General features: G+C 39.5%; 19 protein-coding genes. 5 read left to right on the top strand and 14 right to left on the bottom strand.

Annotated features, from left to right (window positions below; genetic code table 11):
• Positions 1-59 precede the first annotated feature (59 nt).
• Together FHK89_RS02175 and FHK89_RS02180 are read right to left on the bottom strand one after the other, a co-directional pair.
• Complete coding sequence (locus FHK89_RS02175; RefSeq protein WP_230656182.1) at positions 60-1,322, bottom strand: LptF/LptG family permease; 1,263 nt, start codon at positions 1,320-1,322, stop codon at positions 60-62.
• The gene (locus FHK89_RS02180; protein ID WP_230656185.1) at positions 1,322-2,701 is read right to left on the bottom strand and encodes an LPS export ABC transporter permease LptF; all 1,380 of its coding nucleotides are present in this window, start codon (positions 2,699-2,701) and stop codon (positions 1,322-1,324) included. The genes FHK89_RS02175 and FHK89_RS02180 overlap by 1 nt, the downstream gene beginning before the upstream one ends.
• 419 nt (positions 2,702-3,120) lie before the next feature.
• Here FHK89_RS02180 and FHK89_RS02185 point away from each other — a divergent pair, with 419 nt between their 5' ends.
• From FHK89_RS02185 to sstT, 3 genes are all read left to right on the top strand, one after another.
• Positions 3,121-4,773 carry a leucyl aminopeptidase gene (locus FHK89_RS02185; protein WP_230656188.1) on the top strand — a complete coding sequence of 551 codons (1,653 nt, stop codon included), beginning with the start codon at positions 3,121-3,123 and terminating at the stop codon, positions 4,771-4,773.
• Between the two features lie 33 nt (positions 4,774-4,806).
• Positions 4,807-5,256, top strand: coding sequence for a DNA polymerase III subunit chi (locus FHK89_RS02190; RefSeq protein ID WP_230656191.1), 450 nt, complete (start codon positions 4,807-4,809; stop codon positions 5,254-5,256).
• A gap of 266 nt (positions 5,257-5,522) precedes the next feature.
• Entirely contained in the window at positions 5,523-6,728 is a 1,206-nt protein-coding gene (sstT, locus tag FHK89_RS02195; protein WP_230656194.1) for a serine/threonine transporter SstT, read from the top strand.
• 310 nt (positions 6,729-7,038) lie between these two features.
• Here sstT and FHK89_RS02200 read toward each other — a convergent pair whose 3' ends face one another.
• The 12 genes from FHK89_RS02200 to FHK89_RS02255 all read right to left on the bottom strand — a co-directional run bounded on the left by FHK89_RS02200 (position 7,039) and on the right by FHK89_RS02255 (position 20,220).
• Positions 7,039-7,392 carry a chaperone modulator CbpM gene (locus FHK89_RS02200; RefSeq protein ID WP_230656197.1) on the bottom strand — a complete coding sequence of 118 codons (354 nt, stop codon included), beginning with the start codon at positions 7,390-7,392 and terminating at the stop codon, positions 7,039-7,041.
• Between the two features lie 46 nt (positions 7,393-7,438).
• Complete coding sequence (locus FHK89_RS02205) at positions 7,439-8,437, bottom strand: DnaJ C-terminal domain-containing protein (RefSeq protein ID WP_230656200.1); 999 nt, start codon at positions 8,435-8,437, stop codon at positions 7,439-7,441.
• 122 nt (positions 8,438-8,559) lie between these two features.
• Positions 8,560-10,737: a lipoprotein N-acyltransferase Lnb domain-containing protein gene (locus FHK89_RS02210; protein WP_230656203.1), complete on the bottom strand. Its 2,178-nt coding sequence runs from the start codon at positions 10,735-10,737 to the stop codon at positions 8,560-8,562.
• Positions 10,738-10,825: 88 nt separating this feature from the next.
• On the bottom strand, positions 10,826-11,317 hold the full coding sequence (locus FHK89_RS02215; RefSeq protein WP_230656206.1) for a DUF3015 family protein: 492 nt from the start codon (positions 11,315-11,317) through the stop codon (positions 10,826-10,828).
• Positions 11,318-11,460: 143 nt separating this feature from the next.
• The gene (locus tag FHK89_RS02220) at positions 11,461-12,012 is read right to left on the bottom strand and encodes a lysozyme inhibitor LprI family protein (protein ID WP_230656209.1); all 552 of its coding nucleotides are present in this window, start codon (positions 12,010-12,012) and stop codon (positions 11,461-11,463) included.
• 133 nt (positions 12,013-12,145) lie between these two features.
• A complete protein-coding gene (gene queF / locus FHK89_RS02225) occupies positions 12,146-13,006 on the bottom strand; it encodes an NADPH-dependent 7-cyano-7-deazaguanine reductase QueF (protein ID WP_230656212.1) in 861 nt (286 codons plus the stop codon).
• 70 nt (positions 13,007-13,076) lie between these two features.
• Positions 13,077-13,949 carry a hypothetical protein gene (locus FHK89_RS02230; RefSeq protein ID WP_230656215.1) on the bottom strand — a complete coding sequence of 291 codons (873 nt, stop codon included), beginning with the start codon at positions 13,947-13,949 and terminating at the stop codon, positions 13,077-13,079.
• Positions 13,946-14,788 carry a hypothetical protein gene (locus tag FHK89_RS02235; protein ID WP_230656218.1) on the bottom strand — a complete coding sequence of 281 codons (843 nt, stop codon included), beginning with the start codon at positions 14,786-14,788 and terminating at the stop codon, positions 13,946-13,948. Before FHK89_RS02235 ends, FHK89_RS02230 begins: the two co-directional genes overlap by 4 nt.
• A gap of 45 nt (positions 14,789-14,833) precedes the next feature.
• Positions 14,834-15,745 (bottom strand): hypothetical protein, encoded by a 912-nt coding sequence (locus tag FHK89_RS02240; protein ID WP_230656221.1) that lies wholly within the window; start codon positions 15,743-15,745, stop codon positions 14,834-14,836.
• Between the two features lie 92 nt (positions 15,746-15,837).
• Entirely contained in the window at positions 15,838-16,611 is a 774-nt protein-coding gene (locus FHK89_RS02245; protein WP_230656365.1) for an ABC transporter permease, read from the bottom strand.
• A gap of 11 nt (positions 16,612-16,622) precedes the next feature.
• Positions 16,623-17,612 carry an ABC transporter ATP-binding protein gene (locus tag FHK89_RS02250; RefSeq protein ID WP_230656224.1) on the bottom strand — a complete coding sequence of 330 codons (990 nt, stop codon included), beginning with the start codon at positions 17,610-17,612 and terminating at the stop codon, positions 16,623-16,625.
• 610 nt (positions 17,613-18,222) lie between these two features.
• A complete protein-coding gene (locus FHK89_RS02255; protein WP_230656227.1) occupies positions 18,223-20,220 on the bottom strand; it encodes an ABC-F family ATP-binding cassette domain-containing protein in 1,998 nt (665 codons plus the stop codon).
• A gap of 543 nt (positions 20,221-20,763) precedes the next feature.
• Between FHK89_RS02255 and erpA the strand changes: the two genes are divergently transcribed.
• On the top strand, positions 20,764-21,096 hold the full coding sequence (gene erpA / locus FHK89_RS02260) for an iron-sulfur cluster insertion protein ErpA (RefSeq protein WP_230656230.1): 333 nt from the start codon (positions 20,764-20,766) through the stop codon (positions 21,094-21,096).
• Between the two features lie 560 nt (positions 21,097-21,656).
• Positions 21,657-22,013 (top strand): roadblock/LC7 domain-containing protein, encoded by a 357-nt coding sequence (locus FHK89_RS02265; RefSeq protein ID WP_230656233.1) that lies wholly within the window; start codon positions 21,657-21,659, stop codon positions 22,011-22,013.
• Positions 22,014-22,149 lie beyond the last annotated feature (136 nt).

Consider the following 22,149-nt stretch of genomic DNA (forward strand, 5'->3'; position numbering starts at 1 on the left):
TGAGTCAATACTGGCGTTTTTTATATCTGTTTGTCCCTGCTTCATGCTCCATTGCATAGCTAACTTTGGCGTTTAATCAAGTACAACCCCAATAATGTACTCACAATAATGGGTAACAATACCATCAACAGTGGTGAGACACCTGTGGCTAATGAAACAAAGCCAGTTAAATCTTGTAGGTAACTAAACAATAAACCAAATAACAATGCCACCACAATACGCAGACCTAAGCTGTGGCTACGTAGCGAGCCAAATACAAATGAGCATGCCACAATCACCAATGATAAAATAGAAAATGGGGACAATAGCTTTTTCCATAAGGTAAGCTCATGCTCTAATGAGCGTGTACCTTGATGCTGACTATAGCGATAATACTCAACCAACTGAGTCAATGATAAATCGTTAGGCGGTCGGGTCAAAAGATACACTGAGCTAGGAGCAATAGGCAACGTGATGTTAACTTGCCGCTCTCGCTTTAATTGGGCAATGGGTACAGCATGAGTCATGATAGAAGCATCGCTTATTGCTACATTGGTTATGTCACTGGTTGCGTTAGAGTTTAGTGTGGATGCTCTCAAATCCGCTTGTGGTGATAATAATTGCAATTGCGTCAAATTATTAAGCTGCCACTGATATTGTGTCTCTGCCGATGTATTGTTGTGCACATTTGCTGCAACGGTATGTTTTGGATCAGCATGACCATCAATATAGTATCCATCAGTAGCTTTAGAGACTGCTGTTAGATTATTAGCAGCATCTAAGTGCCAGCGTTTTACTTCTCCAATATTGCCTTTCTCATCGGCATAATCAATAAAAACCACATCACTACTTACCTCACCCTCATCACTAGTATTATTTTGTACTGTCCAATAACCACTCACTGTGGCTAAAGGTGCGCTATCTGTCTGCTGTATTTGATGCGCTTTTTGATTGCTCAATGGCAATACAAACTGGTTAATTGCCAGCGACAATAGCACAAACAATAAGGCAGGCTGTAATACCCAAAGTACAATACGATAAATACTCACACCAGCAGCTCGCATCACCACCAACTCGCTTTTATTTGCAAGCAGACCCAAACCCACAACCGCCCCTAATAATGCACCTGTAGGCGTAAACTGCACCAAAAATTGCGGCGAACGATAACCAATGTATTGTAGTGCCTGCCAGTAACTATAGCTGTCTGAGACTTCATCTAACTCCGCAAGATATGAAAATAATAGCTGTAATCCCCATAAAGCAATAACCGCACCCAATATCGCAAAAAATGCATTTTTTTTGACATAACGAGATAAAATTTGTCCTGATCGTACTGCTTTCATCATCGTCCCCCTACATTACTGTCATTACCATCATGGCTATCATCACTGTGTAGCACACTTTGACGGCTAAAGCCAAAGCGTAATCGATGATGAATACGACTTGCCCAGTTCATATAAAGTGCGACTACCATAAACGCAACGATGGTGATAGGGTATGTCCAGACACCCAGTGTGCCTTTGGAGACGATATTTTTTAGTGACATGAGAACCAAGGCGCAACTGGCAAAAATCAAAATGGCTGGCAACAAACGTAGCCAGCGACCTTGACGAGGACGTACTTGTGCCAAAGGCACAGCCAACATTGGGGCAATAATCATAAGCCAAGGCAGTGCAAAACGATAACCCAGCTCAGCTTGAGCAGGTAGCTTGGCAATAACGCCTGTTGCTGCTGTATTGGACTGAGTAGCACTACACCAAAGTTTGGGAAGAGTTTGTGCGCTAATATTATCACTGGTGACCGTTTCGGTCGATGGCTTGGTCATACTAATACGATATTTTTCAAAGCTAACTTGGTTATATACCAGACTGTCTGCACCAATCTCATAGCGACGACCCTGATAGAGGTCAATCTGAGTTGTTGGGCTATCTTCCTCCCCTTCTACTTGTACCGCTCGCTTGGCAAGTATCACCGTATCTTTAGCCTCTAACTGCTTTGGCATGGTTGGTAAGCGGGCAAAATCACTGCTATTGGTATGAGTATGAGCGGCAGTATTATTGGTCTGATCCCTGTTATTGATCACCTCGCTTTCTAAAACATCATCTGAGCCTGTACTTTCACGGTTATTTTGCTTACTTTTACTTTGAATTAAAATAACATCTTGTAGCTGCTTTTTATCCTCACTAAAGCTACCCACATACAGGTGATAGTCATTGCTACTAATAAACTGCTTGGGGCGAATCAAATCAAAAGCACTGCTTAACGCTTGCTGTTGCCACACACTCTCAGCATGTCGCACCCCCCAAGGTTTACCATATAAAGAAAGCCCTGCTTCAATCACAAATAACAGAACTATCAAAGGCGTCATAAGGCGAGCCAAACGTCCACGAGAAATACCACTGCCATTGATAACTGCCATTTCATGGTCAACATATAATCGACCAAATACCAGCATCAAGCCAATAAAAAATGACAAGGGTAAAATCAACTCTAAAAAATAAGGCAGATTATAACCAATAATCGAAAATAACAGCCCCACATCAAGCCGCCCTTCTGCGGCAATACCAAAATAACGAATTAAGCGTCCACCAAGCAAAAGCACCACCAAAAATCCTAAAACAATGGCGGTGGTAGAAGCAACTTGCTGGGTTATATAGCGACGTAATATCACAAACAATCTCTTATGGTTGGCTACTTTTGCAATAGTGGCAAAATGGCTCATATTAATACTAGCCGCTAATGCTAGCATATTTTTATAAAACTGGCTGTGACAAGTGTTTACAAATATGACATTCTATTCAAAAGTATGCTTCAATATCATCATTAGGTCTTATGCAGTTTTAAAGATTATTGGCAATTGTTTATTTTGTTACACTGAGCCTGTCTGCCACCCTATCAGTTTGTTATCATAAGCCAATGTCATACTTTTTATAAGATTGACCATAGTATTTATATAAAATGACCACAATATAGTAGAGGTTCATATAAACATTGAATCATTGTATTTTGGTATCGTATTTTGGTGATGTTACAAAAATATGCCGTGGCTATTTTTCGTCCATCACCATGATTTCTGCCCTCTTTATTTTTTATTAAATCTTTTTATTAAATTTCATTCACAATTTAAAACAAGGAGCAGTCATGAAACTGTCTGTTATTCCCACGTTAACCAACAAAAAATCTGGCACTAAAAAAAGTGATAAAAACACCAACACTGAACAAAATAACTGCTTAGTGGTATTGGTTAATGAAAATAAACAGCCCATTGGTACAACGGACTTAAACAAAAGTCTGCCTGCCTATCAAGCACGTATTGATAACTTAATCACCGTAGCGCAATTTACAGGAAAATTGGGGGAAAGTGTCGCTGACTATGCCCTAGCCAGTGACAGTAAAAAAGCACCTCTACCTTTATTATTGGTCGGTATTGGAGATAGCAACAAACTATCTGCCACCAACTTACAAAAGATAGCCACGGCTATTTATAAAGCCATGAGCAAGCGAGTGACGACGCTGACCATTGCACTATCTGATGCTTTGGATACAGAGCAAAACACTCAGTTTGCCTTAGCCCTACTCAATGCCAGCTACCGCTTTGATAAATACAAAGCAGAAAGCAAAGCAGACAGCCTTGAACAAATCAATGTTGTTAGTAAAAGCATCACACAAGCAGATATTGACTATATTAATGCAGTTTTTGTAGGACAAACCACTACTCGCAATGTTGCCAATGAGCCGGGCAACGTCTGCTTTCCTGAATATATGGCGCAGCAAGCACAAGACATGGCAAAACGCTACCCTGAGTTACTCAAAGTATCTGTTCTTGGTGAAAAAGAGATGCAACAGCTGGGTATGGAGTGCTTTTTGGCAGTGGCGAAAGGTTCTGCCAAAGAAGGCAAACTGGTCATCATGGAATATCAAGGCAAATCTGCGGCTGCCATAACAAATACCACAAACCCAAACAGCCTAACTGCCAACCTAAAAGAAGCGGTCACCAGCAAGCTACCTGCTGCAATAGGCAAAAATAAAGCCAAAGCAAAATCTGCCAAAACAGACGCAAACAGCAACGATACCGATGCCCCAATTGTCTTGGTTGGTAAAGGGGTTACCTTTGACTCAGGTGGTATCTCTATCAAACCGGGTGCAGCCATGGATGAAATGAAATTTGACATGGGCGGCTCAGCCTCAGTACTTGGAACAATGCAAGCCTTATGCGAAGCTCGCCTGCCCATCAATGTGGTTGGTGCATTGGCATGTGCTGAAAACATGCCATCAGGAGATGCCACTCGTCCTGGTGATATTGTTAAAGCAATGAATGGTAAGACCGTAGAAATATTAAACACCGATGCCGAAGGACGCTTAGTATTGGCAGATACATTATGCTATGTGCAACGTTATAACCCCAAAGTTATCATTGATGTGGCGACACTGACAGGGGCATGTATCATTGCGCTAGGGCATGTCCGCTCTGCTGTCTATAGCAATGATGAAGATGTGTTATTTGAACTAGAAAACGCCAGTGAGCAGTCAGGTGATTTGATTTGGCACATGCCCCTAGATGATGCCTACCAGTCTCAGCTTGACTCTCCAATTGCAGATATCCAAAATATTGGTGGTCGTCCAGCAGGTTCAGTCACAGCGGCGTGCTTCTTAAAACGCTTTATCAAAGAGGGACAAGCTTGGGCACACTTAGATATTGCTGGCACAGCTTGGAACTCTGGTAAAGAAAAAGGTGCAACAGGTCGTCCTGTGCCTTTATTTATGCAGTATCTAAAAAACTGTAGCCAATGTTAAATGCGCTGCGCTAAGTCAGGCTAATTACTTATCATGCAAGCCAGCTTTTATGTATTAAATGCACACACTGCATCAGACACTCAAGCCGTCTTGGATTTTGTGTGCAAACTGATACAAACGGTTCTTAAAAAAAGCGAACATAGCCTTGTTGTTGTCGACAATGATGACGCAAGGCTTGTTATGCTTGACAAATACTTATGGGAGTTTGAAGCAACCAGCTTTATTCCGCATCAACTCAATATCTCAAATGCTATCAATACACCAGATATACGGTCTCCTGTACTACTTACTGACACCTTCCCCGCCCACTTTGACGGCATTATCCTAAATCTTAGTCCCACTGCTGTTCCCTTAAATAACCAACTTACACCTGAGCGTATCCTAGAGATTATCACTCCTGATAATGACAGTCAGCAACAGGGTCGAGACAAATATAAGCACTACCGTAGCTTAGGACTTACCCTGAATCACTTTAAGTTATAAATACCTCTTAAATTCAGAAAAATAAGCGCAACGCTCTTATTACTGCCACCCATATCCTGCTCAAATATGACTACATAGTAAAAACTAAATGATTATCATTAACAATGTTGCGCTAAAATAAAAAGCTTTGTGGGTAGGTATGGTTATTAAAAAAGCTTCTTTAATCTAGTAATTGGTATATTAATTATTTTTCTACTGCTTAAAAAATGCTACTATCCCGCCCCAACGTATTACTTTAGTATCTTTTTTTATCATAAGGATTGCTCATGAACTCACTAGTGACACTATACCGACGCATAGGACTTGTGCCACTGATTATTATTGGTTTAATAGTTGGTATATTGATTGGCTGGCTAGCACCGTCTATTGGTATCAGTATCGGTCTACTAGGTACATTATTTGTCGGGGCGTTAAAAGCAGTTGCCCCTATTTTAGTATTTGTACTGGTCATTGCTGCGGTGTGTCAGCATCGCTCAGGCAATAAAGTATATGTCAAACCTGTGTTAATTTTATATATCTTCGGCACATTTTTGGCAGCGTTAACCGCTGTTACCGCCAGCTTTTTATTTCCAACCAAACTGGTTCTGATTCAAGGTTCCATTGAGCAAATCCCACCCGCCACACTACAAGAAGTATTAACCACCCTGTTAATGAATCTGGTAGCAAACCCTGTCAATGCGATTGCCAATGCCAACTATATAGGCATTTTGGCATGGGCATTGGTCATCGGTTTTGCCCTGCGTCATGCCAGTGAGGGTACTCGTCAAGTGGTTGCAGATTTTTCCGATGCCATCTCACAAGTGGTCAAATGGGTCATTGCCACTGCCCCACTGGGTATCATGGGATTGGTTGCCAATACAGTTGCTGAAACAGGATTTTCGGCATTACTTGGATACGCACGTATCTTAGCCATATTGGTTGGTTGTATGTTATTTATTGCATTGATTGTTAACCCCATCATTGTTGCTGTCAAAACTGGTAAAAACCCTTATCCATTGGTATTTACTTGCTTACAAGAATCTGGCATCACCGCCTTTTTTACCCGTAGTTCAGCAGCAAATATTCCAGTTAATATGAACTTGGCTCACAAACTTGGTCTACACGAAGACACCTATTCAGTTACCCTACCACTAGGAGCAACCATTAACATGGCAGGGGCAGCAATTACCATTAATGTACTCACCCTTGCAGCGGCATACACACAGGGTATCGATGTCAGCTTTGGCTCAGCATTATTGCTCAGTGTTGTTGCTACCATTAGTGCGTGTGGCGCATCGGGCGTCGCTGGCGGTTCTTTATTACTGATTCCATTGGCATGTAGCTTATTTAGTATACCTAATGACATCGCCATGCAAGTTGTCGCCATTGGCTTTATTATTGGGGTAGTACAAGACTCAGCAGAAACCGCTCTCAACTCTTCTACTGATGTGCTATTTACAGCAGCCGCTGACCCTAAATATGCCCGCTCATAAAAGCGACACCCATCTCATACTCATGGCAAAAGCTTGTATGTCAGCGGTCTAAATATCATAAAAAAAGCATCACCATTATGATGGTGATGCTTTTTTATTATTACGTTCAAGATATATAAAACAACTCAATCTAAGTTAGGAGTTACGCATTTTTATAGATTATTAGCCACCAGTCATCATTTACTCACTGGCTGTACGTAGTTCCAGAAGCTCAATATAATTCCCAGTCACTTTATAAGACTAATATCGTGTACTTTTGCGTAAATCCTATAAATAATGGTGACTCATTATATCCAATCTAGATAACCAACTATTCCCACGTCACCTCAACCACCTGTGTGCTCTGTGGCTCAAACTGCCGCTTAAACTGTCGTAATTGTTCTACTTCTTCTAGTAACTCTAAAATCAAACCAATCGCTGGCACACTAGCATCAAAATCTCGACTCAGCCGTGATGCTCGGCGTACAGTTGATAATTGATAGCCAGAAAAATACTGACTGCTACTATCAGCCGTCACTCTTTGCTCATTTACTTTTGGACTCACATCAGGGGTAATGATGCTTTCTTCAATTAATGCCAATACCCATGTACGCTCTTGACCACAAGCCGTTACCAGTTCATCCAAACTCATAATAATGTCATTTAATTCTGTTGAATGTTGCATTATTTTATCCTTATTTATCTGTCACTATGCTTATCATTCTAAGGTATCAACGTGCAATTTGTGTATCATTAAAAGCCGCTTGTAATGCTGCAAATGCCGCTTTTTGTGCGTCAGTACTGACTTCTGGATTCACAATATTCAACGTCAAATATAAATCTCCAGCATTTTTAGCCGGAATACCTTTGCCTTTGAGACGTAAATGACTACCTGACTTACTATTTTTGGGAATGGTCACACCAAGCGTACCTGCAGGCGTGCTCACATTAATTTTATCTCCCAAAGCAGCTTCCCACGGTGTGATATTGACTGTCTGATACACGTCCGCACCATCAAGGCGAATATTATCGGCATGGCTGATGTTCACTTTTAAGAACAGATCACCATTGTCACCACTCCCCATACTTGCCGCACCCTGACCTGTTAGGCGGATTTGCTTGCCCTCAGTAATGCCTTTGGGTATTTTTATTTTTAGGGTTTTGTTTTCATGGGTTACTTGTCCATTTGGCTGACGCACAGGCACATTTAATTTAATGTTGTATTCATCGCCTTGATATACAGAATCCAATGCCACAGAGATCTCAGCATGTTGATCTTGACCTTTACCAGCGCCAGATGCAAAGCCTTCAAATCCAGTGCCACCCGCACCATGATGATTTTGATGGCTTTGACGACCTTGTCCGCGTGCACCAAAGGCAGAGAATATGTCATCAAAACGGAAACCACCATCACCAAATGCCTGTCCTTCACCAAACTGACCTTTTAGATCCTCCCAGCGAAAGCCACCTTGTCCACCCGCACTAGAACCAGTAAAACCACCTTGACCAGCAAACGGATTGGCTTGGATTGCATCATACTCAGCGCGCTTATCTTTATCGCGCAAGGTCTCATAGGCATTGTTAATTTCGGCTATCTTTTCATCTGCATTGGGCAAATCACTGACATCAGGGTGATATTTTCGCACCAGCTTACGGTAGGCTTTTTTAATATCCTGCTCTGATGCATCTTTTTTCACCCCTAAAATGTCATAATAGTTTTTTTCTGCCATGTTATTTATCCTTGGTTATATCCACAGTTTATATAATTATATAGATAAGGTCACATCAAGAGAGTTTAAAGAGAATGAAGGTATAAAATACGTAAGTACGGTTATATGCAATCAATTGTATGCTACCAATAATGATGCCATACCACACTCAAGGCATTGTCTTTATCACTGCTGCTATGTTGATTATTTATGTTCTGGTGATTATCTTGTGAATCTTGATGTATATAGTCTGCTACTAACCTAATGTCATTATTTTTATTGATTTGTTGGCGTAGAGTCAATTGTGCTTGTTGCACAATCTCATGACTGGCTCGCTTGGTGGCAGTATAAGATAACTGCGCTGATTGCTTTTGTTGCTTGGGATTTTTGATCCGTAAGCCCAGCTCAACACTGGTATCTAAATGACTGTCTTGATCATGTATACTGGCATTGACCATGCCATAACCAAGCAGATACTCTCCTGACTTTGCCCCCACACCCACACCTGCCTGTGCATAAACACTGTGCTTATCTGGCTCAAACAAATCTGGCTTCACCCCCGTTTGCAATTGCCAAGACATTTTTGGTTCACCTGCCAATGGCTGAGCCATATTTTCAATCTGCTGCATGTCCAAAAAGACAAATTCATCAAATTCAGGCTTATCTTTATCATAATCATAGCGCACCGAAAGTTGCACTGCCTTAAAACGTTTATCAATGTCTGTATAAGTATTGAGTGGGTCTTTGACAAATAAAGCAACGCCCAATTGACTGTCATTTGTCCCCAAAGAGACATGCGCCTGACTGGTCTTGTTACTCAAGGCTGGAGACGGTTTGTCTTGTAATGCTAAATTAGACAATCTCTTTCCTGCTGGCAACATAAAACGCTTACTAAGCAGTTGCTTTTTAATAGCGTGATCATGCTCATTGTCATCTTGTGACAGTTTATAATTACGATGGCTGATCAAAAACTCCAACGCCAGTGCTTGCTTTTCTGGATTTAATGTCTCTAATACACTGATATCTTCATGACGAATAAAGTCATTAATCACTGTTTGCAACGGTTTTTCTAATTGCACAAACTGCTGACGTAACTGGGTCTGCTCTGATGGCAAATAGCGCACAGACTCAATCAATGGTTCACCTTTATCATCACTATACTCAACAAGCTGATCAAAAACAAAGTCTGGCGCATACCAAGGTGATGTACGTTGGGTGGTTTTAATATCACTGACCAGCTCTAATAACTCTCCTGAGCGATAACCACAGTTTTGCTTAATAAAATAGTAGTCAAAGCGTGCCGACTTAGCTTCGTATAAGTGATAATTTAATAATTGGGTATTAAATTCATCAAGATTGAGCACATATTCCCACATATCACGCTGTTCTGTTTTGGAATATACGGCATCTTGCTTAAAAAACTCTGACTCTGAAAATCCTGCATCATACCAACCAAATAGCCCTTTAATGGCATACATGACTCCGTTCTCATTTTCAGGGATACGCGCACCAAAGTTATACGAATTATTTAATAAATCGTTCGATGATAGTTGATGTTCAGATGTAGCAAAAGATGCTGCATTATCATCGCTATCTACATCTATATGGTCATGGGTCTTAATTAATACATGACCAAAGGTTGAGGCGGGATTTTTAAGATAGCTACTGACCAATATCACACTCATCTTTTCAGAAGTCTTTGGCAATTGTGGACAGGCATCTAAATCTATAGATAACTTGGGTAGATGGTGGCTTAACCAAAAATAGCGAGCAGGAAAACGACACACCACTTCTGGATTGGTGCTGTTTTTTAAAGTTGCTATTAACTCTTGATAGGGACTAAAATTCTGACGGCTTTGTGCCGTTGGTGCAGACAGATAGAAATCTGCTGAGATAACTTCAGGTTGATGATTTTTATAAAATAGTAAATGTTGCCACTGACGATGATTTGCCAATGTTTGTAATGTGGTTTCAGAATCAACAATGGTAGAGATCTCAAACGGTGGCTGAGCATCACTATAATGAGTTTGAACTTGATTACTCATTGCCTGACTATTTGTTTTCTGACTACTTGTTTTCTGCTTTGTAGGCAAGGGAGCTGTCATTACCTGATTGCTCGCCATATTACTCGACATAGCAGATGGTATCGGTGCTGCATGGACAGGTTGTGTTGCTACCAAAAGACAGCAAGATAAAAAAAGCACACCAGAGATAATACTGGTATGCTTTTTATTCAGCCTTTTTGAAGCAATAAAGTGCATATATGTTATTGGCAAAATATCTGGCAAACCATCATGCTCCTTATTGCTATTATTAGGCATTGGATTAAGCTATTACTTCAACTCAATTTGCAATATTAATTAAATAGTTTTATATAAAAAATTTAATTAAATAAATCATACCACACAATTACATGGCACATTTTTGGCTAACAATATTGTATAGTGCTTCTGCATTTTGCTCTTGAGTTGCATTTTGATAAGCAGAAGTTTGTGTGTACACACCATACTCAGCACGTACCGCATTTACAGAATCACAGCTTGCAACATTTGCAAGGGCTGATAAATGTGCACCTTGACCAGCAGCTAAGTCTTGCTCAACACTTGGGAAGGCTTCTTTGATTAGTACTGCTGCTTTAACATTGCCACCTTGGCAAGTATCTGGAGACATTGAGTCAGAGATAGCCGCTGTTGTACCTAAATCCCAAGTTACGTTTGAGATGATGGCTAAAATTGGGCTAGATTTGCCAAATATTGCCCCACCGATACCACACTGCTTATAAATCTGCTCGATAGTACGACCTGTATCATGCTTTTTGAATTTTGAGCCGATATCAGCATTTGCCGCTGAAAAAGGTACTAAAGCTACTAAAGCTGTTGCAACTGCAAGTTTTTTTAACATAACTAATCCTTTAAAATATTTAAAATCAGGTGGTTTATTAAGTAGTGGTAGTTCCCTTTATTTATTGTCCTGTATTTTCTATTTTTTAGTCTTATTTGATACTTAATTATAAACTTAATCTCCCTCTCAACTTCAACCCCCTCCTAGCTGTCTGCATTGCTCACACTAAAACAGACAGCACAAGGGGAATAATCATCATCTGGTGCTGATATATTAAATGTCCCTTTCACCACTGTTTCACCTTTATAATAGGTAACAGTACCATCAGTTTTTATCTTTTTAAAATCAGCAGCTCCTGCTAAACTCGCTACGTTAAAGTCAGTAAGATAGTATCGGGTCATATCTTGGGTTGCATACGCCACACACGTATTGGCGGATATTTCTTGCCAGACCGAATCATTATTAACAATTTGTCTATCTTCTTCTACACCACAATTTTCATCACGTTTTTTATTCCAAGCAATTTGCTTATTATCCATTTGCTGTTTTTGAGTAGCAGTTAAGTTGCGATAAATATTCATATAAACGCCATTTAATCGCTGTTTTTCAGTCTTTACAGCTTCAATAGAACACTGATAAGAGTCTTTTAAATTGGCTTTTTCGCAGTCATAATTGTGCTCTTCAAATGCTGCTTGAGCACCCATCGCTGTCAAACACACTGTAGTCATGACAAATAATCTATTTGGTAACTTCATATAATAGTCCTATTTATTGTATTAAATTGATAACGCAGTAAAGTTGAGGTAAAGCTTTATCTTATAGTAATCAATAAATACCAGCGTTAACAGTATTGTTTGTAACGGTGTTTTTAGTATCTCTTTGACTATATTACTGACGAACAAGACGAGTTGGCTTTGGTAACACACTTATATCACTAGCCCGACAAGGATTAATATCAATGCCACCACGACGGGTATACCATGCCCGTACCATCAACGACGCAGGATGAAAATACTGGCTTAAATCAGCAAATATCTGTTCAACGCATTGCTCATGGAAGCCATTATGCTGACGAAAACTAAGTATATACTTAAGCAAATTTGCTTGATTTACCTCTATATCGGTGGTCATTTCTATCGCTACTGTACCCCAATCAGGTTGATTGGTGACGGGACAATTACTACGCAATAAATTAGAATAAAGCTGATAGTCTTGTAATTCTGCTGTATCTGATTGCATATCAAGTTTGCCCAAAAGACAAGCATCAGGGTGTTCAGTCAATGCGATTTTTTCTGCTGTCTGTACCAATGCTTGGTCAATACATTGTCCTTGTGGCTGATCTATCAGCAGTCCAGAAATGCTATTAATAGTAGATAAATCAAAAAGTTGCACAGTGACAGACGCCCCTACCGCCTCAGATAAGTCTTTGCTGATGGTCTGTTGTACTGTTTGCCAGTCATCAAATTCTGTAAAATTGAGACTGTTAAGATACAGCTTTAATGATTTGGATTCGACGATATTAGTAGAGGTAGCAGGAATAGAAAAACGTGCCAACGCCACTTGTGAAATACCTTGTGAGTTGAGCCATGACACTTCAAAGGCATGCCACCAATCAACGCCAACGCATAGCTTATTGGTATCATAATTGATATGCCCACGCCCAAGTGTTCTGCTAATCGGATATAACACCTCAGGAGAATAAGATTTGGGATAGCTGGTAGACTCACCCAATACACCATGTATACTCATAATTAGTCCTAATACTTAATTAATTTTTTCAAGACTGCAACTGTGATTGTAATTATGACGGCGACTGCGACTATCTGACGGCAATAACTTGCCATTTTGATGAGTCATCAGGTTTTATATAATTAAAACGTACTCGATAAGCCACTGTGTCATCAATATTTATTTTATAATAAAAATCTACCAATAAGCTGTTGCTATTAAGCCACTGTAAATTCACTTTATGCAGATTGACTGTATTATTTGTGCCATTATAAAAAGCCAATTGATCGGTAAAAACATCATAGCCATTATCTTCCATATTACCAAGATGATACACGCCTTGTGCATCTTTCTTCCACAGCATTACTTGTTCAAAATCTGGATAAGTCTCCACCGTTACTATATAAGAGCCATCAGGTGAAAAACTCAAATCGCTACCATAAAATTCTTGGTGGCGACCTGTGTTTAAATCAACAACTATGGTATTTGACGTCTCCCACATTTGCTTTTCTATCAACAGTTGCTGATGATTTTTGTCAAAACCACTCAATGCCAGATAGTCAATGGCTTCTTCATAGACGGCGGATTGATTTTCACGAAAACTCAAGGGATATTGGCGATTGGGTACATTAATATAAAGAGTATCTAACTCACGTACCATTCGATCAGCCAACCCCCACTGCTGAATCAAATTATTATCATGTGCTTCTAGTATCTGCTGGCGACAATATTGATAGGAAGCAAAATTATCTGGCTGACATAACCTACTTGAGTCATAGATCGCTCCAAACCCCTCCTCTTCTGCCACTACTTCCCAAATATAATCATCCATGCGTGCCTTGGGTATGTCGGCTTGTGCATGGATAGGCAATGACATGGTTAATATGGACAACAATATCCATACGATCATGTTAACAATAATATTTATGGGTCTTAAATCAAAGTTTTTAGGAGTTATTGTCATATTTTTGTCACCTGCCAATCACCATTATCATCTCTCACAAAAGCGTAGCGTACCCAAACAACATCACTATCTGCTTGTATGTGATAGGAAAACTCGACAATAAACTTATTTGTATTTATCCAGATGAGCTTTTTATCCTCATAAGCGGCAGGCAATGAGGGTAATTCCGCCACATATTCATACAAAATATTACTGCCATAATCATGTATATATTGCTCATCTTGACTCTCTTGTCGTTGCCAAACAACGATGGCATAAGAGGGTAGCCCCAATCGTCCATAAAAACCAGCCACAAACTGACCATTAGGTGAAAATTCTAACTGAACCCCAGCAAATTCCTGCCAATATCCTATGGTCATATCAACAATGACAGTAGAGACGGATTCGTACCAAATACGGTAAAGATATAATTTTTGTTGCTCTGCATCATAGTGTTGTAAACCATAAGTCGTACCATGCTCTTCATCAAAAGGGTATACCTCATCTTTAAATGCCAACGCATGTTTGCGATTTGCTACAGTGATATAAATCGTATCTTTTTCTCTGACGACTTTATCGTTTAAACCCCACTGCTGACTTAATCCATTATCACGATTCTCAAGTGTGCGATGCAAACACTGCTGATACTCATTAAAAGTTGCAAATTCAAGGTAATCCTGACACTCATACTCAGTATTTACTATTGCTAGTGATTTTGTATTATTTTTTTCTGTCTGTGCATAAGACTGACAGGCAACAAATAAGAAAGACGCTAAAGATAATACTCTTAGGCTAAGCAAGATAGAGATGACAATACGATCAAGAAGAATCATATAAACAAGAGGGGCAATATTTAGCATATCAATATGAGCCTTGGATAAAACAAAAATTATCCCCTATATGAATCATTTTGTATGCGGCTGACTGGCAACTTTCATATACCATTGACCACTGACAGCATCATGCAAAAAGGTATGTCGAATATGAAAGGCAACGGTATCTTCATCATGTATTTTATGAAAATAATCCACATAAAACTTATTATTATTGACCCATGTTATCTGCCGTAAATTTTCAACTTCATGGGTACTGTCTGTCTGATAATAATCATAATCTAACTGTCGTAGTTGTTCTTGGTTTTTTAGTTTATCTATCGGATGGAAATAACCTTTGTAATATCCATCCTGATGACGCTCCCAAATATTAATATCCCGCGTCAACTCAGCATCCCTATCAAAATTGGCAGCGTACTGTTTATTAGGCGATAACTGCAAATGGCTACCATAAAAATCTTGCCAAAACCCTGTGGCTAAGTCTACGATGACATCTTTTTTTGACACAGTTGAATGATTTTGTAAATAAAGTAACTGCTGAGATTTATCATACTGCTCTAGAAAATAATATGATTTATAAATGTTTTCAGGATCATCATAAATATAAGCATCGTCTTTAAATATCAAAGGATATTGGCGATTAGGCACTGTCACATAAAGGGTGTCTTTTTCTCTAATCACCTTATCACTCATGCCCCACTTTTTGCTTAGTTCATTATCGATACGCCCATGAGTAGGATAAAGACAATGCAAGTCAGGGTGTAAGGTGGAATAACTATCATCTTTATCGCTATTGTTACTGTTATTGTTATGACAGTCATCTTGATGATGATCAGCTTCGCTTTTTTTATCTAAGGCAATCCATACATAGTCATTCATGCTGGCTGTTAGTGGTGTTGCTGGTGTTACAGCTACTGCCAATACACCATTATCGATAGTAACGACCAAGGATAATATCGCCAATTGTAAAAATATTTTTGCCATTAAAAAAAGCCCAAGACCTATTGAGCTTTTATCATAACCAATGCTTAGTGTGACCACAAGCAGCGATGGATTTAACCACTTACAAATTAGCTTTATAACCTGATACGTGAGCCATCCTGTAAAAAACGATAGGCAATCACATACAATACCGCACAAAAGGCAAAAATTGCCACCATTGAATACCAAACATTGACATCAGAATGACCTAAAATACCATAACGAAAAGAGTTCACCATATATACAATGGGATTGAATAAGGATAGTTTTTGCCAAAAGGGTGATAAGTTTTCCATCGAATAAAACACCCCACCCAAATAGGTCAATGGGGTTAATACAAAACTGGGCACAATAGAAATATCATCAAATGAGCGTGCAAACATGGCATTAATAAAGCCACCTAATGAAAATAAAATAGATGTACCCAAGACAGTAAATATAGTCACAAACAGATGTACAACACCAAGCTGAGTAAAAAATAACGCCACAATAGAGACGATGATGGCAATAATGAGTCCACGGAAGATACCACCGCTCACATAGCCCATCAAGATGGCATGTTTTGAGATAGGAGATACCAACATCTCTTCAATACTGGCATGAAATTTTGCACTAAAAAAGCTCGACATCACATTAGAGTAGCTATTGGTAATCACTGCCATCATAATCAGCCCCGGTACAATAAATTGCATATAGGGCACACCACCCATCTCGCCTACCCGTGAGCCAATCATCTTACCAAAGATAATAAAATATAAGGTCATGGTAATCACAGGGGGCAATAGAGTTTGTGGCCAGATACGTAAAATACGGCGCAACTCTTTGTACATGATGGTGCTAAATGCAATCCATTTTTGTGACCATGTCATGCCATCTTGCTTCATCGGTTTGCCTCCGTCATACTATTAACACCTGTATCATCACTGCTCTCAACCAAGCGCATAAATAATTCTTCCAAACGGTTAGCTTTATTACGCATACTGGCAACTTCAATGCCTTGTGCGCTTAACTGCTCAAAGACTTGATTGAGTGACTCACCCTCACTTAAGGTAATTTCAAGCGTTAATTCATCAGGCTGTGTCACTTCGGTAACATGAGTAATTACAGGTTTATTTGTCAGCGCATTGGTCAAATCTAGCACAAAGGTTTCAACCGATAACTGAGTTAATAATTCTTTCATCTCGGTATTAATGCGTATTTCACCGTGGTCAAGAATCGCAATATGGCGACACAATTGCTCCGCTTCTTCTAAATAGTGGGTGGTCAAAATAATGGTGGTATTTTCCTCTGCATTAATTTGTTGCATAAATGCCCACATCGAGCGGCGCAGCTCGATATCTACTCCCGCCGTTGGCTCATCTAATATCAATAACTTAGGCTTATGAATCAATGCCCGCGCAATCATCAACCGCCGCTTCATGCCTCCAGATAATTCACGAGATTTGTTATCTCGTTTATCCCACAGTCCCAATGCCGTTAATAACTTTTTGGCACGTGGCTTAGCTTCACTGGCAGCAATGCCAAAATAGCCTGCTTGGGTGATTAAAATGTCCTCAACTTTTTCAAACTGATTAAAGTTAAACTCTTGTGGCACGACGCCAAGATATTGCTTGGCAACTGATGGGTGCGCCAATAAATCTGTACCAAATATTTGCACACTGCCCGAAGTTGGACGAAATAACGAGCTAATAATACCAATCATCGTCGATTTACCTGCCCCATTAGGACCAAGTAAAGCAAAAAATCCGCCTTGTGGTACTGTGAGGCTGACATTTTTTAGTGCAGAAAATCCATTATCATAAGTTTTTGATAAGTTATTTATCTGTAAGGCAGGTTTAGATAAGGCATCAAGGTCAGTCATATTGGTCATTATAGTGGCTACGATGGTTGTCTAGATTAAAATACAATATAGATAATATGTGCTAAATCAATAGGTAAGGCTTTAGTCTGTTGATTTTTTCTATAGTAAACAGAGTTTATGGGGATGGTGTTTGAGATTTAAAGCATCATTTATACTAAAGTCAGTATCTACATAATATGCTAATAAAAGATTTATTAGATTACGCCACTCTCAACTTATAAGACCCCCTCCTAACCTCCCCTTTACTACGCGAGCATAGCTCTTGTCTTGTACTACAAGCACAGCTTTTCGTCTTGCATCGCTAAAATAGTCCACTGGACTATTTATTAACGCTCTTCAGGGGCGAAACAGTGTTTCGCTATACTCCTCCTCAGGGAGAGGAACTGGTTTTTAAGTCCTCCCTTTACTTCAAGAGGAGGGTTTAGGAGGGGTTATATATCAATTTAGTAAAATAAGTTGAGAGCGAGGTAAACTTAAGAACAAATAGGATAAAAAATAAGAAAATGAGTATAAATAATTAAAAAAATTCACCAAGCTACATAGTGATTCTACAAAATTTTATAACTTTAGCAAGGTATTTATAATTTTTTTTACATTTAAGTAAGTTTCCCTATTATTTTTATCGTTCAGCTTCCATCTGTTCAAGCTCGGTCATTGCCATCAGCATCTCTTCTTCTACTTGCGCTTGCTGCTGTTGCAATTGTGCTTGCTCATCTAATAATGCTAACAACTCTGCTTTACGGCTGTCATCATACAGCTCGGTATCTGCCAATTGCATCTCTAATTGCTCAAGTTGCTGGGTTAATTTTTCAAGCTGTTTTTCAGATTGCTCAATACGTTTACGAATGGGAGCAGTTAGCTTACGCTGCTCGGCAGCTCGGCGGCGTAGCTCTTCTTTACTCAAAGCTTCCGTGGCAGTGGCTTGTTTGTTATCTGCCCCATTAGCATCATTTTTTCTATAAGCCGTTGGTGCCGATTTAGTACTACTTTTCTTCTCTACTGCATCGGCAGCCTGTGGTGTGGCACTGACATTTTTACGCTGCTCAGATAACCACTTGCCATAGTCAGATACATCACCAGAGAACTCAATAAATTTACCTGCATGTACCAAATACAGCTCATCACAGACATTGGCTATCAGCTCACGATCATGCGATACCAGCACCACCGCCCCAGCAAATCCTTGTAATGCCATGGTCAGTGCTTGGCGCATTTGTAAATCTAAATGGTTGGTTGGTTCATCTAATACCAAAACATTGGGACGCTGCCAGACGATAAGAGCCAATGTCAGACGAGCCCGCTCACCCCCAGAAAACAGCTTACTGGGGGTATCAATGCGATCACCCCGAAAATCAAAGCTACCCAAAAAAGCACGCAAGACAGCATCGGACGTTTTACCTGCTAAGCGACGCAACATCAACATCGGAGTTGCCTCAGCATCTAAACTATCCATTTGATGCTGATTAAAATAGCCAATTTTGAGGGTATCTGAAACCTTATAGCTACCTGATACTAAAGGTAAATCACCCACTAAAGCTTTGATTAGAGTTGATTTACCAGCACCATTCATTCCCAATAGCCCAATGCAAGAATCAGGGGTTATTTGCAAACTAACATTGTGCAGCAGTGCTGTACCATCATAACCAATATCGGCTTGGCGCATCTCTATTAATGGTGAACTCGTGTGGCTGGGCTGATAAAACTCAAATGAGAATGGGTTATCTGCCATCACTGGTGACAACTCTGCCATACGCTCAAGCTGCTTGATACGGCTTTGTGCTTGCTTTGCTTTGGATGCTTTGGCCCGAAAACGACGTATATAATCTTCTAAATGTGCGCGGGTGCTTTGCTGTTTTTCAAATGCTTGCTGCTGCTGAGACAATCGCTCACTGCGAGTGCGCACAAACTGCGAATAGTTACCTGTATATAAGGTGAGCTTGGTATTTTCAATATGCAAAATATGCCCTACTGTGGCATCCAAAAACGCCTGATCGTGAGAGATCAGCAGCACCGTACCATCAAATTTATTGATCCATTCCTCTAGCCATAAGATGGCATCTAAATCCAAGTGGTTGGTCGGCTCATCAAGCAGTAATAAATCAGCACGACTCATCAAAGTTTTGGCTAGATTAAGGCGCATACGCCAACCACCCGAAAAATCATTCACTGGTAGCTCATGCTGCTCGGTACGAAAGCCCAAACCTGACATCACTTGTGCTGCACGGGCAGGCGTACGATAGCCATCAATATCATCAAACTTTTGGTGCAATTGGGTTATCTGCTCCATACTCAGGGTATCTGATTGTGCCAACTGTTCATTGATAGCAAACCACTCTTTATCACCACTGAGTACATAATCTATCGCCTTTTGATTGCTGCCAGCGACTTCTTGCGCCATGTGGGCGATGTGCCAAGTACTCGGTAAAGAGACACTGCCTGTATCAATGCTCATATCACCGATGCCTTTATAATGCAGTAACACCGCAAACAGTGTTGACTTACCTGTACCATTGTTGCCCGTTAAACCCACCTTTTGTCCTGGATGAATCTGAAATGTTGCTTCAGTAAACAACACACGCCCATCACGACGAACACCCACATTATTAAACTCTATCATCAGTATCGCACTTATTTTGTTTAAGAAAGCTGCTATTATTTCAAAGCTGCTGCTGATAGGCAAAGGATTTATCAGTACATATATCCTTCTTCATATTGATTTGTATTGACAGCGACTTAACTGCCTTGCCGTTAATTTATATTTGCGTCATTGATATGCTGAAATAAACTAAGCCATGAATTGAAATGTATCGCAAACACCCTCATTAATGCTGCACGCATCAATAATTAAATGATTAATGGCAATGATTGCTAATATGGTTCATAAATGAACCTTGCTCTCAACTTATTTTACTAAATTGATATATGACCCCTCCCAAACCCTCCCCTTGAAGTAAGGGGAGGACTTAAAAACTAGTTCCTCCTCCTTTTTTAAGAGGGAGGCTAGGAGGGGGTTGAAGTTGAGAGTGTGGTTAAATGAATAATAAGATAATAAACAAATAAGATAATTAGCCTTATTTGTGCCTATGCTATACTGATTGCCAAAATTTATTATGACTGCTCACTGTTGTCATTGATTTACTGTATATTTTATGAGGACACTATGAATCCGACCATTACTCTAACTGACAGTGCGGCAAACAAAGTCCGTCGTCTACGCCTAGAAGAAGGTGATGACAACTTAATGCTTCGAGTATATGTCACAGGTGGAGGCTGCTCGGGATTTTCCTATGGTTTTAACTTTGCCGAAGAAGTGGGCGAAGACGATGCCAGTTTTGAAAATGAGGATGTTACCTTATTGGTAGATTCACTCAGCTACCAATATCTACAAGGCTCTACGGTAGACTATACAGAAGGGCTAGAAGGAGCACGCTTTATTGTCAGTAATCCGAATGCCACCACAACCTGTGGCTGCGGCTCATCTTTTTCTATTTAGTTACATACCGTATCATAAAATGTTACATCGTGTCATAAAACCTTAAAAAACAATCCCTACAATGAGTGATAGTAAAACTTACCACTAACTAAATTATGGCTGTTAGTTGTTATAAGATGCAACTAGCCAACAAATAAATAATACCCCACCTGATAAAAGCAAAATTTTTGGAATAGGTTGGTTGTAAAATTTACAATGAACTTGGTGAATGGTTTGGACTCAAAATGGTGTGTATGGTATACTACTTATGGTATAGAATGTATAAAGACATATTACTTAGTTAACTGATTTTTATAGGTAATATGCCAAAATTTGATAAATTTATTTTATATAAATCTGTATTATAATATGATACAATCAAACCGAGACTTATTAGATAATATAAAAATGATGTCATTTTAAGTTTCATCTTTTTTAAATATACTTTAAGTTTTACATTGATATTTTTTCCTTGATGGTTAATAGGCAACAATTATATTTAGAATAATAATCTCTATAATTGACGATCATTTGACCATACTAGGCACAATAATAAACATTTTCTCTTCAAGGAGTTATTTATGGCTAAGTTATCTTTAGATACATTAAATGAAATTGATGGTTTTATCGCTGCTGCACTAGTAGATAGCGAGTCTGGATTGTCACTAGCTACTGTTGGTTCTGGTATTGACCTTGAACTAGCGGCTGCTGGTAACACTGAAGTGGTACGCGCCAAGCGTAAAGTTGCTGATGTATTGGGCCTTAATGACAATATTGAAGACATCTTGATCACACTAGGTAAGCAATATCACTTGATTCGCCCACTAGTACGTAACGAAAACTTATTCTTGTATCTAGTACTAGATCGTCAAAAATCAAACCTTGCTATGGCACGCCATACTCTAAAATCATTTGAAACTGAACTTGACTTCTCATAATTTTTTATAGATTCTGATAAGTTTAACTCAAAAAAACCCCTACCAAAAGGTAGGGGTTTTTTTATGTCCTTCCCTGTTTATAGTATCCATTTGCTACCAACGACAAAAACTTAAGCTTATCCGCTTGGATTATTGT

The sequence above is a fragment of the Psychrobacter sp. I-STPA10 genome, assembly GCF_021012795.1.
Taxonomy (GTDB): domain Bacteria; phylum Pseudomonadota; class Gammaproteobacteria; order Pseudomonadales; family Moraxellaceae; genus Psychrobacter.

Excerpts from the sequence above, each read along its gene's own strand:
- FHK89_RS02175 (WP_230656182.1), bottom strand. The coding sequence starts at position 1,322 with ATGAAAGCAGTACGATCAGGACAAATTTTATCTCGTTATGTCAAAAAA.
- FHK89_RS02180 (WP_230656185.1), bottom strand. The coding sequence starts at position 2,701 with ATGAGCCATTTTGCCACTATTGCAAAAGTAGCCAACCATAAGAGATTG.
- FHK89_RS02185 (WP_230656188.1), top strand. The coding sequence starts at position 3,121 with ATGAAACTGTCTGTTATTCCCACGTTAACCAACAAAAAATCTGGCACT.
- FHK89_RS02190 (WP_230656191.1), top strand. The coding sequence starts at position 4,807 with ATGCAAGCCAGCTTTTATGTATTAAATGCACACACTGCATCAGACACT.
- sstT (WP_230656194.1), top strand. The coding sequence starts at position 5,523 with ATGAACTCACTAGTGACACTATACCGACGCATAGGACTTGTGCCACTG.
- FHK89_RS02200 (WP_230656197.1), bottom strand. The coding sequence starts at position 7,392 with ATGCAACATTCAACAGAATTAAATGACATTATTATGAGTTTGGATGAA.
- FHK89_RS02205 (WP_230656200.1), bottom strand. The coding sequence starts at position 8,437 with ATGGCAGAAAAAAACTATTATGACATTTTAGGGGTGAAAAAAGATGCA.
- FHK89_RS02210 (WP_230656203.1), bottom strand. The coding sequence starts at position 10,737 with ATGCCTAATAATAGCAATAAGGAGCATGATGGTTTGCCAGATATTTTG.
- FHK89_RS02215 (WP_230656206.1), bottom strand. The coding sequence starts at position 11,317 with ATGTTAAAAAAACTTGCAGTTGCAACAGCTTTAGTAGCTTTAGTACCT.
- FHK89_RS02220 (WP_230656209.1), bottom strand. The coding sequence starts at position 12,012 with ATGAAGTTACCAAATAGATTATTTGTCATGACTACAGTGTGTTTGACA.
- queF (WP_230656212.1), bottom strand. The coding sequence starts at position 13,006 with ATGAGTATACATGGTGTATTGGGTGAGTCTACCAGCTATCCCAAATCT.
- FHK89_RS02230 (WP_230656215.1), bottom strand. The coding sequence starts at position 13,949 with ATGACAATAACTCCTAAAAACTTTGATTTAAGACCCATAAATATTATT.
- FHK89_RS02235 (WP_230656218.1), bottom strand. The coding sequence starts at position 14,788 with ATGCTAAATATTGCCCCTCTTGTTTATATGATTCTTCTTGATCGTATT.
- FHK89_RS02240 (WP_230656221.1), bottom strand. The coding sequence starts at position 15,745 with ATGGCAAAAATATTTTTACAATTGGCGATATTATCCTTGGTCGTTACT.
- FHK89_RS02245 (WP_230656365.1), bottom strand. The coding sequence starts at position 16,611 with ATGACATGGTCACAAAAATGGATTGCATTTAGCACCATCATGTACAAA.
- FHK89_RS02250 (WP_230656224.1), bottom strand. The coding sequence starts at position 17,612 with ATGACCAATATGACTGACCTTGATGCCTTATCTAAACCTGCCTTACAG.
- FHK89_RS02255 (WP_230656227.1), bottom strand. The coding sequence starts at position 20,220 with ATGATAGAGTTTAATAATGTGGGTGTTCGTCGTGATGGGCGTGTGTTG.
- erpA (WP_230656230.1), top strand. The coding sequence starts at position 20,764 with ATGAATCCGACCATTACTCTAACTGACAGTGCGGCAAACAAAGTCCGT.
- FHK89_RS02265 (WP_230656233.1), top strand. The coding sequence starts at position 21,657 with ATGGCTAAGTTATCTTTAGATACATTAAATGAAATTGATGGTTTTATC.